The 17,952-nt window shown below is 44.5% G+C and carries 9 protein-coding genes; 6 read left to right on the top strand and 3 right to left on the bottom strand.

From position 1 onward, the window contains the following. Positions 1 to 154 precede the first annotated feature (154 nt). Positions 155 to 1,945, top strand: a complete 1,791-nt coding sequence (locus tag ABDW02_RS13150) for a PA domain-containing protein (protein ID WP_343635124.1) — start codon at positions 155 to 157, stop codon at positions 1,943 to 1,945. 106 nt (positions 1,946 to 2,051) lie between these two features. On the opposite strand, the gene ABDW02_RS13145 is transcribed toward ABDW02_RS13150, so the two are convergent. Genes ABDW02_RS13145 through ABDW02_RS13135 form a run of 3 tightly spaced genes read right to left on the bottom strand, consistent with a single transcriptional unit; the run spans position 2,052 to position 7,473 of the window. Next, the gene (locus ABDW02_RS13145; protein WP_343635122.1) at positions 2,052 to 5,660 is read right to left on the bottom strand and encodes an ATP-binding protein; all 3,609 of its coding nucleotides are present in this window, start codon (positions 5,658 to 5,660) and stop codon (positions 2,052 to 2,054) included. Then, positions 5,645 to 6,262: a hypothetical protein gene (locus tag ABDW02_RS13140; protein ID WP_343635120.1), complete on the bottom strand. Its 618-nt coding sequence runs from the start codon at positions 6,260 to 6,262 to the stop codon at positions 5,645 to 5,647. Before ABDW02_RS13140 ends, ABDW02_RS13145 begins: the two co-directional genes overlap by 16 nt. After that, positions 6,259 to 7,473, bottom strand: a complete 1,215-nt coding sequence (locus ABDW02_RS13135) for a hypothetical protein (protein WP_343635118.1) — start codon at positions 7,471 to 7,473, stop codon at positions 6,259 to 6,261. The genes ABDW02_RS13140 and ABDW02_RS13135 overlap by 4 nt, the downstream gene beginning before the upstream one ends. Positions 7,474 to 7,525: 52 nt before the next feature. On the opposite strand from ABDW02_RS13135, the gene ABDW02_RS13130 reads away from it, so the two are divergent. The 5 genes from ABDW02_RS13130 to ABDW02_RS13110 all read left to right on the top strand — a co-directional run bounded on the left by ABDW02_RS13130 (position 7,526) and on the right by ABDW02_RS13110 (position 17,951). Then, positions 7,526 to 8,173 carry a thioredoxin family protein gene (locus tag ABDW02_RS13130; protein ID WP_343635116.1) on the top strand — a complete coding sequence of 216 codons (648 nt, stop codon included), beginning with the start codon at positions 7,526 to 7,528 and terminating at the stop codon, positions 8,171 to 8,173. 22 nt (positions 8,174 to 8,195) lie between these two features. Then, on the top strand, positions 8,196 to 10,469 hold the full coding sequence (locus tag ABDW02_RS13125; protein ID WP_343635114.1) for a T9SS type A sorting domain-containing protein: 2,274 nt from the start codon (positions 8,196 to 8,198) through the stop codon (positions 10,467 to 10,469). 62 nt (positions 10,470 to 10,531) lie between these two features. After that, the gene (gene radA / locus ABDW02_RS13120; protein WP_343635112.1) at positions 10,532 to 11,893 is read left to right on the top strand and encodes a DNA repair protein RadA; all 1,362 of its coding nucleotides are present in this window, start codon (positions 10,532 to 10,534) and stop codon (positions 11,891 to 11,893) included. Positions 11,894 to 12,005: 112 nt separating this feature from the next. Then, a complete protein-coding gene (locus tag ABDW02_RS13115; RefSeq protein ID WP_343635110.1) occupies positions 12,006 to 14,390 on the top strand; it encodes a T9SS type A sorting domain-containing protein in 2,385 nt (794 codons plus the stop codon). An 84-nt stretch (positions 14,391 to 14,474) separates the two neighbouring features. Then, positions 14,475 to 17,951 (top strand): T9SS type A sorting domain-containing protein, encoded by a 3,477-nt coding sequence (locus ABDW02_RS13110; protein WP_343635108.1) that lies wholly within the window; start codon positions 14,475 to 14,477, stop codon positions 17,949 to 17,951. The last annotated feature ends 1 nt before the right edge of the window (position 17,952 follow it).

Here is a 17,952-nt window from a genome sequence, read left to right as displayed (position 1 = left end):
AGGCCTTTCAATTGAAAGGCCTTTTTCATTTAACACACCCAGCGTGCGGGTAATCGTTCAAAATCAAGACAATAATTAATTAGTTTATTGAAACAAAAATTTTTTGTTTGTTAATTTTTCTTTACATTTAGTGCATCTTTAATTTACTTATGTTATGAAAAAACTTTTACTTTCCCTTGGGTTAGTACTGGTTGGTTCAACTGCTATGTCACAAGTGATATTTTCAGTTGAAGCGCCAGCTTCTATCGCAGGGTTCTACGATTTCACATCAAATGGTGATGGTTCAAGCTGGGGAACAGCAACGCTGGCAGGTCTGCCACCGGTTATCGACACAGTTGTAGTTGCAGATGATGGTACTCCTGGTTTCAATGCGCAGGGAAACCCGGCATCAGCTACAGGTTGTAATGCTTTTACTGCTCCACAAGCACAAAATTTGGCGGGAAAAATTGCACTGGTATTCCGTGGTGACGGAGGAAACCCGGGAGTTGGTGCATGCGGATTCGGTGTGAAAGCACAGAATTGTTACAATGCCGGAGCAGTTGCGGTAATTATCGTAAACCGTGATGCAACTGTTCTTGCAATGAACGGTGGTACGGAAGGTGCGGCAGTTCCGATTCCTGTTGTGATGGTAAACCTGGCTACAGGTCAGGCAATCATGAACGCTATTAATGGTGGCGCTGATGTAGTTGCAATGATCGGTGACAAAACCGGTTACTACGGGGATGACCTATCTACATTTGATAACAGTTCCGCAAGAGCAGAGTTTGGTTCCAAACCAGTGGAATTAGCACAAAATGCTACTGAATTCTCTTTCGATCCGGGAACATGGGTGTACAACTTTGGTCAAAACAGCCAGTCAGGTGTTACTTTGAATACTGTGATCAAAAGAAACGGAACACAGATCTACACACAAACATCTTCCGCAATTACAATTCCTTCAGGAGACTCTGTTTACATGACAACTCCTACTTTCTCTGCTGCTTCTTATACAGCTGGTCAGTATGAGGTTACTTACACAGTTGCCATGACAAACGCAGATGAATTCTCCGGGGATAACGTATCTTCGAACACTTTCGCTTTAACAAGCAATGGTCTTTGGTCATTGGCAGGTTTGAACGCGACTGCGGATACGATCAAATCTGATGGTTTCTACCGCGCAGCTACATTGCCTACAACACAGTTCGAATCTTGTATCGTATTGAAAGATCCAAATGCAGGAAGATTGAAAATGGACGGTGTAATGTACGGTGGTATGACTGTTGGTGCAGCTGATACAGCAACTGTAACATTAGACGGAGTTGAGGTAACATGGACATTGTACGCATGGAATGATGCGGATCATTCAGTTTCAACCGGAACTTTTGATCTGTTGAGCCAGGTTGCTGAAGGATCTTATATTTACCCGGATCCGGCTGATCCGATGTTGGAAAAACCTGTTTTCATGCCGATTACAAGTGCACCAAACTACCAATTGGTAAATAACCAAACTTACTTGGTATGTATCAACAACTATTCTCCGAAAGTATACATGGCTTACAGCACATCAGATCATTACGATCTTGCAATGAATGATGATGACGAAATCCGTTTCCCTATCCGTTCGGATGCCGGTACATGGACTCCTGCAGGATTCAGCGGACTTCCGGTTCCTGCTATCGCATTGCATACAGGAACTAACTTAGGTGTTTCTGAAAATGAATTGGTAAGTGCTTCTGCATTCCCGGTTCCTGCGAAAGAAACAATTACAGTTAAAGTAAATGCTTCCGGAGATGCTGCATTGAAAATTGTAGACATGGCTGGTCGTCAGGTTTCTGCTCAGCAAGTGAAAATTGAGAACGGTCAGTTCCAGACTTCCGTTGCCGGAATGAACGCTGGTACTTACGTATTCACATTGGATTACGCAAACGGTACTACAAGCCGCTTCAACGTGGTTGTATCCAAGTAATCAGCTATAAAAATTCAAAAACCGATCTCGTATCCACGGGGTCGGTTTTTTTTATGGGTTGTTTTAACAGGTAGGGACGTGATTAATTGCGTCCCTACTGTTTTTATTATAATCTTGGAAGCGTCACCAAAACCGTCGTTCCTTCGGATGACGTATGTTCTATTTCAATCGAACCGTGATGCGTTTCAACAATTTGTTTCACCATTGCCAGCCCCAAACCTGTGCCGGTTGATTTCGTGGTGAAATACGGCTCGAATATCGTTTGGATCTGATCTTCCGGAATACCCGTACCATTGTCCTTCACACGGACAAGAGCAAGCTCTCCGGTAGTTTCAACAGTAATCAAAATAGTTGCTTTCCGGTTCATTGCAACTGCCTGAATTCCGTTCGACACCAAATTGTTCAATACACGGAGCAGCATTTCTTTGTCACCGGGTATCAAAATCCGCTGCTGTGAGTTGTTTAACTCCAAACTGATATCCACGTTCGAATCACTGTCAAATAACGCCACAACGGCCTTAATTAAGCTCCCCAGGTCAATTTCAGCAATGACTGGTTGCGGAAGTTTCGCGAAATTCGAAAACTCGTTTGCAATGTGGGTTAATGCGTCTATTTGTTCGATCAAAGAACTCGTCACACGTTCGATGCGCTCCGCAGCCTTGGGATCATTCGGATCAAACACGCGCTGTAGGTGCTGAATGCTCAATTTCATCGGGGTAAGCGGATTCTTAATTTCATGCGCAACTTGTTTTGCCATTTCCCTCCACGCACTTTCACGCTCCGATTGGGCCAGTTTTGCTGCAGCTTCCGCCAGTTCATTTAATTTATGATTGTACTCGGCAACCAGCGAACCAATCTCGTCCTGTGCTTTGTAATTGATCTGCGAACTGTTTTTTCCCAATTCAAACTGGGAGAAACTTTTTCGCAATAACATCAACGGACCCGTCAACCAGGAAGAAACAAGCAACGCAACCAGGATGGACAAAACCAGCAAAAGCATGAAAACGTTCAGGATAGCCACAAAGAATTGCCGTAATTGTTCCTCGAAAACATTGCGCTGGTCAAAGTGAAGAATATTCAGGTAACCCAGCAATTCATTCTCGTGGTTGAATACCGGAACATATCCCGACAAATAAACCAACGAACCGATATTTTCTTCGTGGATAAACTCCGAACGCATACTGAACTGAAGCTCATACAAAGCCTTCGGGTTCATTTGTTCACTGAGCAAGCCCATGTTGTAGATCTTGGTGCGCGATGTTCCCGCCAGGATCCCGTCAGATTGATACAAATTGATATCTGCCAGGAATACTTTCGACCACCGGCGCAACTGATAATCCAGTTCTTCCTGGTTTTTATCGCTGAATTTCTCCGACATGAACCGTTGCCTGGAATTGATCTCGTTGATCACCGATTTCACTTTTTCACGGATCTGGTCGGTGGAATAACTGCGGTACTGGCCACTCAGCATGGTGGTACTCGCAATACTGAATCCACCCAGGGAAATGACAATCAATCCGATCAGCACCAATTGGATTTTGGTAATCATCGAAATTCCGGTCGAAACTTTGACCTGGTTCAATTGTTTCAACAGCAGCACAATCGTTAGCATCGCACCGAAACAAACCAGTAAGATGGAAGTGGTTGTCAGGTAAGACAGCCAGGAAGGAATGGTTTTGCTCAATATAATGGCATCCGTCCTGGATTTCTTAAAAATCAGGTGCTCAAAACCGTCTTTTTCATACCACTGATGCCCGCCCTCATTGTCATCACCAAAGACTCTCAGATCTGTCGGGTAACTGTAAATCCCGTAATTCAGGACCAGTTGGCTGTTAAAATACTTGGCGATGGAATAGCGTTCCAGGGATTCAAAAACAGCGGTTTGTTTTGAGATAAGCAGGCGCGGGAAACCAATTTTTTCAGGGATGCGCTTGGATTTCATGGTTCCGTAAAACTCCACATTTACCCCGTTCCGTTCCAGCGGCAGGTAAAAGACGTAGTTAAACTGGCTGGTATAATCTTTTACGTAGTACAAACTGGAATCAATTTCAGACCGGATTCCGTGTCTTTCAATCAATTCATCCAATTGCTTTTTGTACATCCCGTTCAAACGGATACCCAAACTGTCTTCCAGGTAGTAGTAAAAATCCACATCAAAACGGTCCCAGTATCCTTTGAAAACCTGGTACTCCATGGCCTCTTTCAATTCGGAAAAACTGGGTTTGGTATCGTGGTGGAATAATCGTTTCAGGAATGGTTCCGAAATCAGTTTTTCTTTTGCATAGGTGAAATCAACTTCTGCATTGATATCCCGGTCATCGGCCAATTGATTGGCAAAAAGCAGGCGCTCTTCCCGCTCCTTCTTCTTGGCTTCCATTTCAAGGTTCATGGTAATTCCAAAGGAAACCAGGAAAGTAGCCAGCAAGTAAAACGTGAAATTCCAGCTTCCGCGAAAGTGAATGACTACAGAAACGATGAAAAGCGCAAACATCCAGATGATCCAGAAACCGTGCAGGCGGAAAATCCATTCGTTGGCAATAATCACGGAAGCGAATACCGCAAGAAGTATCCCATAAATTTCAATCCGTGCCGGTTTCAGGTTTCTCCATCTTTCCAGCACCAGCAAGTAAAACCGGAACAGCATTAAAGAACTCAGACCGATCAGGAAAATAAATACAATGGAGAAAATATTCAGCTTCAGAAGCTCACTCAAATGAATCGGGATCGTGGAATTGACAATTATCAGCTTGATGATCTGCGGGTAAATCATCATCAATACCGGGATGAGCAGCAACAGTGCATATACCAAAAATCGATTGGTCACACCGGCAATGATTTTTCCAATGGAAGGAGTGATCATGAGTAGTGCAACAAACCACACGAGTACTTCTCCGAAATTCGGGATCCAGCTGTTTAAAGCCATAAGGCCCGGATCAAACAAAGAAGTATTCTCCATCCAGTCAAACCAATCGAAGCGTAAAGCCAGGTAGCGGAGCATCAGAACCGCAAACACGAAAATCACCCGTGAAAGTGTCGTTTTCAGGTAAGACCGGATCCTGAAGGCAAGCAGCAGGATAATTGCACCGATCGTTGCAAAAATAGTGGTCAGTAAAAATCCATTGTCGGGGTTTTGCTCCAGCTGGTCTATTCCGAAAATAGCTTCCCCGTGCTGATCAAAAATAGTATGGTCTTTTTCCGTTACCAGTGAAACCGTTCCATGTATGGCCGGAAAAGGTTTGAAAAAGTAATCTTTCAGCTGATCATTGGCAATTGGAAAAACACGTTTGATTCCGAATGTGACAACAAAAATATCGGGGCCTTGCTTCAGCAACTGCGCGTAATACCAGCCATTTTGCAGCTGCACGACACCGTTGGTCGGAAAATGAAGATCCGTGAACCGGTTTACGGGACATTTATTCGTATTCCAGAAAACCAGGGAATCTCCGTGATAAACATGCACGAAAAGCGTGTTTTCCAGGTTGTTGTATTTCTTTGAAAATGCGCCTTTGCTAAGGGATTTCCAATCTCCGGGAACGTGATTCAATTGATTTTTCGCTTTCGCAGTCTGGCTTAAAAAAACCTGCTGGAATTGCCGCATGTCTTCGCGCCCGGATCGCTTTAAGCTGATCAATAATCCGATTAATAGCAAAAAACATGCACTTAGAATAAATGCAAATCCTCTTTTTGCGAAAAATTGAATTATTCCTTTAAACATAATAATTTGGGAGTCAGCATCTGGATCAACCGTTCAAATTCCAAATCTGCCTGCTGGTCATTCTCAAAAACGAAATCCGCCAAATGCATAAACGGCTCCAGGTATTGCTCGTAGCATGGAACCACGTGATTTTTCCACTGGTACATAATCGCTTCACGCGAATAGCCTCTTGTTTCCTGGTCGCGATACAATCGTCTGTCCAGCTGTACATCCGGGTCCACATCCATAAAAATGGAAAAATCCAATAACTCATTAACTTCCGAATACTCGAACAAAAACAATCCTTCAACAATAATAATCGGGGAAGGGTCCAGGGTAATCAGTACATTTTTATTCGGCGGAGCATTGAAATGATATTCCTTCACTTCGATGGACTTTCCTTCCTTCAAATCTCTCAGGTCTTTTACAAGGCGCTCTCTGTCCAAAGCTGTAGGCAAGTCGAAATTCACGTGACCATTCTCATCTGAAAGCTGCTGATCGATAGGACGATAGTAATTATCCATGGAAAAAACCGTAGGGTGAATTTCACCGTAAAATGCCGCCAGGCGCTTTAAAAGAGTTGTTTTTCCGGATCCACTTCCGCCACAAATTCCAATGATCATTTCTGTATGTATTCGAAGGTTAAACTGTTCTTTGTCGGTAATTGTTTTGGATCAAAAACCAACCATTTCGTATTCAATTCAACTACAAATTTACTCGGAAATTCCGCAGTAAGCAAACGACTTGGATTAGAAGTTGCCTGATCGATCGTTCCGGATACGATTCCGGTACCCGATGTAAAAGGGTGAAAATGCCCTTCCGGCTTTCCGGAATTGACGTACCAGCCGATCCCTTCATCCATTCTGAAACAGCCGACTTCCAGGTCTTTTTTAGTATTGTATGACGAATACGGAGAAGTACAAACTTTCTTCCATTCCTTTTCTTCCATCTTGTAACTGATCAGGTTTGCTGAAGTTCCGTTCATTTCAATTCCACCTACATAATATGCACCGTTTGCAAAAACCAGCGTTCCTTTTTCATTGGGTTCACTTCTTTTCAGCAAGGCACTTCCTCTTCTTCCGAAACCGACACGTGCATGAGCCATGAAATTCGTTCCGCGCTGTTCCAGGACCTGTTCTGAAACCATCACACCTTTCGGATTGTATTCTTTCACTTTCCATCCGGCTTCCTTTCCGGCGTGCAAACGTGCAGCAAACAAAATATTCTCTCCTTTCTCGCCGGCAACGTACCAGGAAATCTGGTCTTCGATCTTTGTTGAACTGATCACATTTTCAGAAACCACGAAAGCATACATATTGAAATTATGATGAGTCATGGAAACCGCGATCGTAGTCAATTTTTCCTTGTCGCGGTGTTTGAATATCCACAGAAGCGCTTTTTCCGTAGTAATGATATCCGTTAAGTACAGATCCGAAGGACTGAAATCTCCCAGGCGCTTTAAAGGTGCCAAAAAGGTGAGATTCATGACTTTAATGTTCCCGGCAGCACTCAACTGGTGGATAAAAACCTTGTTATCTTTGAGTTCCAGGTTTTCAAGAAAGTAAGCATATTTACCTCCGTCTTCCGATATGAAATAAGTTTCCTTCGCCATCGGGTTATACACCTGCTGCCAGGCACTCTTTCCGTCACCCGAAACCATTGTCAGGTCTACCTGTTTCTGGGTTAATGACAAATCCCGGCTTAGTGCCAAAGCACCGATGCCTTTCCACTCAATGATATCAAAATAAGGCTGTTTCAACGGTGGGATTTCGAAATTCTGGGCATAATTAGAAATGCTAACCAGCGCAAAAAGAATGATTAAAGATTTTTTCATATTGGGAATAAAGCGTAAATTGGCAGATAAATGTAAAATATTTCAACTGAATATGTTATTCTCCCGTGCAATTAAAAATGCCATCACCGGAATTTCCCTGTTGGTATCCACCGGTTCGTTTGCCCAAAATGAAGACATGAAAAACCTCCCGATCGGCCAGCCGGTTCCCATGATGGACCACAAGCTGGAAAGTTTGGACGGTAAAAGCACCCAGCTGGCGTCTCTAATGGGAGAAAAAGGATTGGTGGTTGTTTTTTCATGCAACACCTGTCCGTTCGTAGTAGGAAGCGATAATTTCGAAGGCTGGGAGAAACAATACAACGACCTGAACAAATTCGCCTCCGATCATGGTTACAAAATGGTCCTGGTAAACTCCAATGAAGCAAAACGCAACGACGACGATTCAGCGGAAGCCATGAAAAAAAGAGCCAAAGACAAAGGATATACCATGCCTTACGTGATCGATAAGAACTCCGTGCTGGCAGATGCGTTCGGCGCAAGAACCACACCGCATATTTTCCTGTTGAACACCAAAACGGAATTGATCTATACAGGTGCAATCGACAATAAAGTCGACGGAAAACGCACTTCCGATGAAAACTACCTGAAAAATGCCATTGAAGCTGCTTCTGCAGGAAAGGAAATCCCGACGAATTCCACTCCGCCAAGAGGATGCAGCATCAAACGTGTCAAAAAGTAAACTCTCCAAATAAATATAAACTATGAACAAAAAACTACTCACAGTTGCACTGTTAGGAATTGCCTTCTCCGGGATTTCACAGGTGCAACTCTTAGGAACTCCCGTTTCCTGGAAAGAAAAGGTTGGAATGCCTAAGGAAACCATTCAAATGGTTGCTGTTGACAATGAACTGGAAGGCAACAATGAAATGACCCGAAGAGGTGGTACTCTGGAAAAAGAACTACGTTTCGGAAAAGAATTGCCGGTGAACATCAATTTCATGACCACCGCAGAAATCAAAACACTTCCCAATGGAACGGTAGTAAGGCAATTAAAAATAAAATCGCCAGGGGCCTTGTCATTGAATTTGATTTTTGATGCCTTTCAGCTATCCGAAAACGCAAGGCTTTATTTGTCCGATGGAGATAAAAAAGAGTTTATCGGTGCTCACACCAGCTTGAATAACAACGAAAACCACGTATTGGGAACGGAGTTGATTCACGATGATGTCGTAGTAATTGAATTGCAGGAACCGGCAAACGAGGCAGGTACTTCTCAATTACACATCGGAACGGTTGTGCACGGCTATTTCGACCTGGAATCAGAAGTAAAAGCCCTGGGTAGCTCCGGAAATTGTGAGTATGATGTGAATTGCCCGATCGGGGCAGGCTGGGAAAATCAGCGAAATGCCGTTGCCATGATGGTAAACGGAGGTGGATTCTGTACAGGATCATTAATCAACAACACTTCGGGAACAATTATCCCTTACTTCCTTTCGGCAAACCACTGCGGAACAACTCCTGCAAGCTGGGTTTTTCGATTCAGATGGGAAAGAACCGCAGCTAATGCAATTTGCGCAACAGCAAATAATACGTCCAATAACGGACCAACGACTATGAACATAAATGGTGGAACATTGCGTGCCAATTATTCTCCTTCAGATTTTACTTTAACCGAATTGAATTCGGCTCCGAATCCTGCATGGGGAGTTTATTACAATGGGTTCAATGCAACCAACGTCCCGGCAACATCCGCAGTGGGTATTCACCATCCTGCAGGAGACATTAAAAAAATCTCCTTTGAAAACACCCCGCTGATCTCTACTACCTTTGGTCCAAGTCCTGCGGATAGCCATTGGGGAGTAACCAGTTGGGACAATGGTGTGACTGAAGGAGGTTCGTCAGGTTCTCCTTTGTTTGACCAAAATCACAGAACTGTCGGTCAATTACACGGGGGTGCATCTATTTGCGGTGGCTCTTCCCTATCGGATGAATACGGAAAATTGTACACTTCCTGGTTAGGGGGCGGAACAAGCGCTTCACAGCTTAAATTTTGGTTAGATCCATCAAACACAGGAACCTTAACCCTGGATGGAGTTGATCCGGCCGGACCGGGAGTTGCATTAGACGCAGGTCTGGGAACCATATCCGGAGCTTCGGGAACAATTTGTTCCGGAACAGTAACTCCTTCTTTTACCCTGGTAAATTATGGAAGCACTCCATTGACCGCTGCAACTATCCATTACGGATACGATGGTAATTTCGGGCAAACTTATTCCTGGACAGGTTCACTCAATCAATACCAAAATCAGGTCGTTGCTTTACCATCTGCTACTCTCGCAGGAGGAAATCACGTTTTCAACGCGTATGTGACAAATCCGAATACAGGAACAGACGAAAACAACAATAACGATACGATCCAATCTAATTTCACAACTGTTGTCAATCCAACTACTGTTGATTTATCCCTGACAACCGATAAATGGGGAAGCGAAGTAACCTGGTCTTTGACCAATGAAGCAGAAAATATTACTTATTATACAGGTGGGCCTTATGCAGATTTATCCAGCGGCGTTGCTACCTATTCTTCTTCCTTTTGTTTATCGGATGGTTGTTATCATTTCATCATCAACGATGATTTCGGTGATGGTATAGCAGGAACTCCAAGCGGACATTACGAAATCATGTCCGGTGCAGATACGCTTGGGGCATTGTTGGAGGCAGATGCCGATTTCGGAGATTCTCACACCACTATTTTCTGTGTAGGTGGGCCTGCAGGACTGAATGAGTTATCTGCCTTGCAGGAATCCTGGAGTTTGTATCCGAACCCTGCGAATGAGTTTGTTCAATTCGGGTTGACAAATGATGACTTACTGAAAGAAATTACGTTGATCACAGCACAAGGTGCAGTTGTCAGACAAGTAAGTACATACGGTGTTTCAACCAGTATGAATATTGCTGATTTGTCTTCAGGAGTATATTTCGTGCAAATGAAAAATGCCCTTGGAAACAGCACAAAACAGTTGATCATTAAATAATTCCTTAGAACTATTTTTAAAAGCCGTCTGCTCAGGTAGGCGGCTTTTTTTATTTTTACACTATGGCTAAAATAAAATCAGCTTTCTTCTGTCAGAATTGCGGGTACGAAACTCCGAAATGGTTGGGCAAATGCCCTTCTTGCGGGGAATGGAACACTTTTGTGGAAGAACTGGTTGAAAAGCAATTGCCACAAGTCATCGCCTTTTCCACCTCATCCGGGCGTACGGCCAAAGCACAGGTTTTGCAGGAGATCGTTTCAAACGGTCAGCGCAGGATCGTTCTTCCGGACAGTGAGATCAACCGCGTGCTCGGAGACGGATTGGTTCCCGGATCACTCATTCTTTTCGGCGGCGAGCCGGGAATCGGGAAATCTACCCTGCTCCTTCAATTGGCCGTACAAACCTCTTTACGCGTTTTGTATGTTTCCGGGGAAGAAAGTGAGCAGCAAATCAAAATGCGCGCCGAACGGATCGGGCAGAAAAACGAATCCTGCTTTATCCTGACCGAAACCAATATCCAAAACATTTTCAAACAAGCTGAAGACACCAGCCCGGAGCTTTTGATAGTCGATTCCATCCAAACGCTTTTCAGTTCACAGATTGAAAGTGCGCCGGGAAGCATTTCCCAGATCCGCGAATGTACCGCACAGCTATTGCGTTATGCGAAAATGACCGAAGTTCCGGTATTTTTGATCGGGCACATTACCAAAGAAGGTTCATTGGCCGGCCCGAAAGTATTGGAACACATGGTAGACGCCGTCTTGCAGTTCGAAGGCGATCAGCACCACGTTTACCGCTTGCTCCGCGGGATCAAAAACCGCTTTGGAAGCACCAACGAACTGGGAATCTACGAAATGAACGGTTCAGGTTTGAGAACGGTAGAGAATCCATCCGAAATCCTGATCTCTTCCGGGGACAGCAAACTGAGCGGTGTTGCCATCGCTGCAACGCTCGAAGGATTAAGACCTTTACTGATCGAAGTACAAGCTTTGGTAAGCACAGCTGCTTACGGAACACCTCAGCGTTCATCCACCGGATTTGACCTCCGCCGGTTAAACATGCTGCTGGCCGTTATGGAAAAACGCTGCGGATTCAAACTGGGCGCAAAAGATGTCTTTTTGAACATTGCCGGTGGAATCCGGGTAGACGACCCGGCCATTGACTTGGCAGTAGTAGCCGCTGTATTGTCAAGCAATGCCGATATTGCCATTGACCGTTCGATCTGCTGTTCCGCAGAAGTCGGGCTATCGGGAGAGATCCGCCCGGTAAACCGCATTGATCAGCGAATCCGTGAGGCCGAAAAATTAGGTTTTGAGAAAATCATTATTTCCAAACACAACAAAGGAATCGATCAATCGAACTTCAAAATCGAATTAGTACCTTGTTCGCGAATTGACGAAGTTTTAAAGGCTTTATTCGCATAAAACAATCCATATTTTGTAAGCTACACACTCTAACTGGGAAATTACTTATTCCAATGACCTCTATTGCAATACTTTCCTTAATTTTGGCTTTCTAAATTAAAACGCTACATAAATGAGAGTATTAGCTGCCACTGCCATGATCTTATTGGGTTTCAGTTCGTTTGCAAGCGCCCCTGTACTAAATCTATCTCAAACAGTTCTTAATTCTTTTCTTTGTTCTTCGGACGATAGTGAGGTTCAGATTTTCCAGCCTTTCGAGATTACGGACGCGGACGGTGACTTCATTACCATTGTCGGAATGACTTCTTCGAACCAATCTGTTATCCAGGATGCTTCCTTGTATGCAGGAAATACGGGTTCTACAGGAACGTTGAGTTCTTATTTATATTCCAGCTGGGGTTTCAGCGGTGCAGGTACCTGCATCATCACTTTGGAAGTCAGTGACGGAACACAAACCGTATTCTTACAACTTCCTACCGTTACGGTTACTGAATCTCCAAACATTACTGTAGCACCTTACGCACAAATCTGCTCCAGCCAGGGAACAGTTGACCTGAACCAGTTCGTGAGCCCGGCAGGAGGCGTTTTTGACTATGACGGAATGGTTTATCCGAATGCAGAATTCAATATGATTGAACAAGGATATACTTTCAATGATGTCATCGGGATTAACTACACCGTATCCAACGGGGTTTGTTCATCGTATGATTTCCTGACGCTGAATTTATTTATGTCACCGACAGTTTCCGTAGCTACAACACCAACTTCCTGTGGTGGCGCAACCGGAACAGCCGTTGCAACAGTAAGCGGCGGAGCACCACTTTCCAGCCAAAGCTGGTCTAACGGAGTTACCGGAACTTCCAGCATATCCAATTTGCCGGCAGGCCAATATATGTACTATTTTGTCGACACGAACAATTGTTCTACTACCGCAGCGTTTTCCATTGATCCTGCAGGAGTTTCAATCAACGAAACAGTTTCCAATGTGGTTTGTTACAGCCAGGCAAACGGTGGAATTACGATCTCTCAAACAGGTTTAACAACTCCTGTAAGCTACATCTGGTCTTCCGGGCATACGGGAACGTCTGTTACCGGTTTGTTGGCTGGAACCTACACCGTTTACGCAACAGATGCCAATAACTGTACGGTTTCCAAAGCAATTACGATTACACAACCGGATAAAATTACCTTTGAAGCAGGCGTAAACGTTGGACCTACATGTGGTGGCGGTACAGACGGAGAAATCGAAGTTTGGGGAATAACAGGTGGAACTCCTCCCTACACTACAACCTGGTCAAACGGCGCAACAGGTGATATCAATTCAAACCTTGCAATGGGTATTTACTCGGCAACCGTGAAAGATGCGAATAACTGTATGGCTGTGAAACCCGTTTACTTGAGCGAAGATAACTCCGCAGATATTTCCGGACAGGTTATTCCGGCGGGATGCGGGGACGACGACGGAAAAATCTTTACCAATGTGTGGGTGTGGTCAGGAGATCCGATCCAGTCTATTGTTTGGTCGAACGGAGCAACAACCCAAAACTTACTGGATGTCCCTGCTGCAAACTATGTTTGTACGCTGACAGTAGCCAATACGGGCTGTAGAGCGATCAAAGGATGGGATATCCCGGTTGTAAAACCATTGAGACAGGATATTTGTATCATCACTGTTGACAGTTTGACAACTTCCAACCTGATTGTTTGGGAAAAAACACAAACAGTTGGAATCGATCATTACAACATTTACCGCGAAACATCCGTTCAGGGTGAATATGTCCTGATTGATACCGTGAATTTTGATAACATTTCCCTTTTCAACGACGTAATCGCATCACCTTCCGAGCGTTCATGGAGTTATAAAATCAGTGCCGTAAATGTTTGCGGAACGGAAAGCCCGCTGAGTATTCCTCACCGCACCATTCACCTGGACTTGCTGGATTTGGGAAGCAATTCCGTACAGGTAAACTGGAATGCTTACGAAGGAACAACTGCCTTTACAGATTACATTGTTTGGAGATACACCACAGCAGATGGCTGGGTGGCGGCAGATACTGTTCCAAATACCACATTGACATTTACGGATGGGGTAGATTACGCTACTCCGGGATTGGACTACCTGGTGGAATTTGAATTAACCACGCCGTGTTCTGCAGAAAAAGCACAGGATTTCAATACTGTAAGATCCAACCGCGAAAGAGGCCAGCTTACAGCCGGAGAAGGAGTTGACGGAGCTTCGTCTAATGGAATCGGTGAAAATTACCTGAACAGCATCGGGATGTACCCGAACCCGACTACCGATAAATTGACTTTTGTACAGGATGGAAATGAAAACGTAACTTATACGGTTCTTTCATTGTCCGGGCAATTGATGCAGACAAGCCAGAGCAGCCAATCGAATACGGTTCTTGATATGAGCCAGTTGAATGCAGGCGTATACCTGGTGGAACTGAAATTAAACGACATTAAAATCATTAAGCGGGTAGTTAAACTTTAAATTGCCCGATAATAAACATGATAAAAAGAATCATTGCTCCAACCGGGAGCAATGATTTTTCCTGCACTATTTAATTCTACGCTGATGAAAAAGCTCTTATTCTTCCTGTTTCTGCTGCTTGGTGCTGCGAATGCACAGGGACAAACGTACGACTGGTCGTCTGACATGCCCGCAGATCCATATGTTTCTGCCGGACAAGTGAAATCGTTGATGTACCAGGGAAAACTCTATCACTTTAGTGACTCCATCGGAAATTACATCCGGGTAACCATGTATAACCCCGAAGTGGGTAGCTGGGTTTGGCTGGATGCTGAAAACACTTACATTTCTGCCTTGACCCAAATAGAAGGAGAAGTAATCGGCAACAAGGCTTACCTCGTAACATGTGGTTTCGGCGGCTTGTATGCACACATGTTCGACTTTACAACCAATACCATTGTCGGGTACAACTCCCTGATCGCTACTCTCGGGCCGGGTTCCTGGGCATTCAAAGCAGATCCTGTATCCGGAACAATCGTGGTGATGTATACAGAGAACACCAATACGAGTATTTGTACCTTTAACACAACTACCAATACCTGGAATTCGGAATTCGGTGTAAACACGCTGCTTGATCCCACTTTCAGTTCAAACGGACGGTTTGTGATCCATTTTTCCTCCAACTTCATTTACTACGGTATTTCCGGAGGAGGAAACAACCGCTTAGCCGTTGCTCCTATCAGCAATCCGTATGCTTTAACGTATTACAATTCAACCGGAGCGAATGACGGCCGTTTGAAAACCAATTCCGGGGTGAATTTTACATCCGGAAGTTATATCCTGGTCGGAAACGGGCAAAATGAACCGAATGTGTACATGCGCAATTACAGCGATCAGAAAACGTACGAAAAATCGCTCTCCGGAACAGGAAACGTGCAATTGAATACAACTACAGATCCTTCCCTGTTCTTCAACTTTGATACGCTTCACTTTGCTACTACTCAAAACGCCAGTTATTCCTTCCTGCTTTCCAACTTTACACTAGCCGGGAACGGTTCTTTCGGAGATACATATGTCTTCCGGAAAGATTGGGGAACGGGTGATTGGGATACCCTGGGAATTATGGTTCCGCTTACGGCCGGTTTGAACGATTTACTGATGATCTCACTGGACCAGAATGCGGAACATTTGGCCATCAATTACCAGAATGACGGATATTACTACTACAAAGTATATAATATCAAGCCGGAAATCAATCCTGCTTCCATTGTGGCAACCGGAGGAACCTGTGCAGGCAATCAGAACCTCATTTACCATGCATTGGAATTTTACGACGACAATAAGGACGGGCCTTTGAAAATACAGAACCTGGCAGATGCAACCGGTACGATTTCCGGTATGACCGCGCAATTGATCTATTTCGACAATACCGTTTCACCATCCATCAGCAAATATGCTATTTACGGGTATATCTCTTCCGGAGGAAATGCGAACATCCAGTTGCAGCTCTTCGACGGATACAGTATTACTCCTGTCAATTTGCCGCAAATTACGGTCGGAACAACTCCCGCTCCCGTAGTGAGTTTCTCTTCCAACCCGCTGACTCTGTGTAAAAACGACAACCTGATTGATCTGACGAACTACGTCAATTACTACGATCATGGAACTTTTAGCGTTAACGGAACTCCCGTTTCAGGAACAACCATCGACGGAACCGTGTTTTCACAAACATTTACCGGTGGAACCATCATCCTGAATGATGAAATTGACGGGTGTATGATCATTGCATCCGCCACTATGACATTCCCGGCTCTCGGAAGTGCTTCTGTAGTTTCTACACCAAGCGCCTGCGGAGCTTCCTCAGGAACTGCAACAGTGACATTCACTCCCGGTACTTCTGCCAACTATACGTTGGAATGGTCGACAGGAGAAAGTTCCACTACCATTTCCAATTTAGCGCCGGGGCCATACTATTACAACGTCACGGATGATTACAACTGTCACATTACCGGAGTTACATCTGTTGCTGCAACAGGAGTTTCCATCACTCCAACCATTACCAATATCAGTTGTAACGGTGCAAACGACGGATCTATCTCTATCAACATTGTGAATCCGAATACCTATCATTTCATCTGGTCGAACGGTTACGGAACACAAACCATTTCAAATTTGGCTCCGGGATCTTATTCGGTAAACGTTTGGGATGATAACGGCTGCCAGGTTTCAGGTTCCTATGTGATCACCGAACCTGCACCGATTACTGCAAACCTGGTTGGAACAGAACCAACTTGCGGTGCTACCGACGGAAGTATCTCGGCAGTTGTCAATGCAACCGGAACTCCGGCTTACGATTGGATCGGGACCGGGCAAACGGGACCAAATTTAACAGGTGTAGGACACGGTTTATATACATTGAAAGTTACCGACGGAACAGGATGTATCAAACAATTCACGCACCAGCTGGATGATGAATTTGCCGCAGACATCAACACAAGCGTTTTGAATACACAGTGTAACCAAAGCAACGGTGGAATTACTGTAAACTTCTCCGCAGATCCGAATGGCGGAGGCCTTCCTTATTCCTGGACCTGGTCGAATGGGACAACTACCCAAAGTAACTTCAACCTGGGAGAAGGTTCTTATACCATTACAGCTTTGAGCGGCCCGGTTGCACAACCTTGTTATTCTGAAAAAACCGTTTTTGTTGGAACGAGAGCTCCGCTTGCTCAGCCAATCTGTTTGGTAACGGTTGATACTTCCACAACAACAAACCTGATTGTTTGGGAAAGAACAGAAACTTCCCGAATTGACCATTACAACATTTACCGGGAATCGGATCTGGCAGGAAATTACCTGTTGATCGACACCGTAAACGCATCCAGTCTGTCCTATTTCAATGATGTGGTTGCTTCACCGATGGATCGTTCCTGGAGGTACAAAATTTCTGCTGTTAATGCTTGTGGAGCAGAAAGTCCCATCTCTACAGAACACAAAACACTGCATTTGAATACCATCGTGAATGTAGGGAACGGATCGTTTGATGTGTTTTGGGATGATTATGAAGGTTCGGGTAACGTAAGCAGTTATGTAGTCTGGAGAAAAACGGACCAGGCCGGCTGGACTCCGGCAAGTGCACCCATTTCATTGGGAACTTCTTTTTACAATGATGCTCCGCCTACCGGATCAACCGGGGTGGATTATTACGTGGAAATGCTCTTAAACTCCTTTTGTACCGCTGAAAAAGCACAGGATTTCAATACCACCCGTTCCAATCGTGAGCGCGGCCAGTTTGCAACAGGAGAAGGTGTTGACGGAGCGTCTTCAAATGGAATAGACGAAAATTACCTGAATGGAATCAACATGTACCCGAATCCGACTCAGGGAGCAATTACTTTTGTACAAGAAGGGAATGAAACGATTACTTACCGTGTAACGGATCTTTCCGGAAAAGAGGTGATTACTGCAACCAGTTCCGACTCCAAAGTTTCCATTCAATTGAATGATATTCAATCAGGTATCTACCTGGTGGAGATCCGTTCAGCCGGTTCCAAAATAACCAAAAGAATCTGTAAAGAGTAAA

The organism is Fluviicola sp. (assembly GCF_039596395.1).
Taxonomy (GTDB): domain Bacteria; phylum Bacteroidota; class Bacteroidia; order Flavobacteriales_D; family Crocinitomicaceae; genus Fluviicola.
The sequence above is the reverse complement of the archived record's forward strand: the minus strand, read 5'-3'. Positions and strand labels throughout refer to the sequence as shown.

Bases quoted from the DNA above. Each gene is read 5' to 3' on its own strand.
- ABDW02_RS13150 (WP_343635124.1), top strand. From the start codon at position 155: ATGAAAAAACTTTTACTTTCCCTTGGGTTAGTACTGGTTGGTTCAACT.
- ABDW02_RS13145 (WP_343635122.1), bottom strand. From the start codon at position 5,660: ATGTTTAAAGGAATAATTCAATTTTTCGCAAAAAGAGGATTTGCATTT.
- ABDW02_RS13140 (WP_343635120.1), bottom strand. From the start codon at position 6,262: ATGATCATTGGAATTTGTGGCGGAAGTGGATCCGGAAAAACAACTCTT.
- ABDW02_RS13135 (WP_343635118.1), bottom strand. From the start codon at position 7,473: ATGAAAAAATCTTTAATCATTCTTTTTGCGCTGGTTAGCATTTCTAAT.
- ABDW02_RS13130 (WP_343635116.1), top strand. From the start codon at position 7,526: ATGTTATTCTCCCGTGCAATTAAAAATGCCATCACCGGAATTTCCCTG.
- ABDW02_RS13125 (WP_343635114.1), top strand. From the start codon at position 8,196: ATGAACAAAAAACTACTCACAGTTGCACTGTTAGGAATTGCCTTCTCC.
- radA (WP_343635112.1), top strand. From the start codon at position 10,532: ATGGCTAAAATAAAATCAGCTTTCTTCTGTCAGAATTGCGGGTACGAA.
- ABDW02_RS13115 (WP_343635110.1), top strand. From the start codon at position 12,006: ATGAGAGTATTAGCTGCCACTGCCATGATCTTATTGGGTTTCAGTTCG.
- ABDW02_RS13110 (WP_343635108.1), top strand. From the start codon at position 14,475: ATGAAAAAGCTCTTATTCTTCCTGTTTCTGCTGCTTGGTGCTGCGAAT.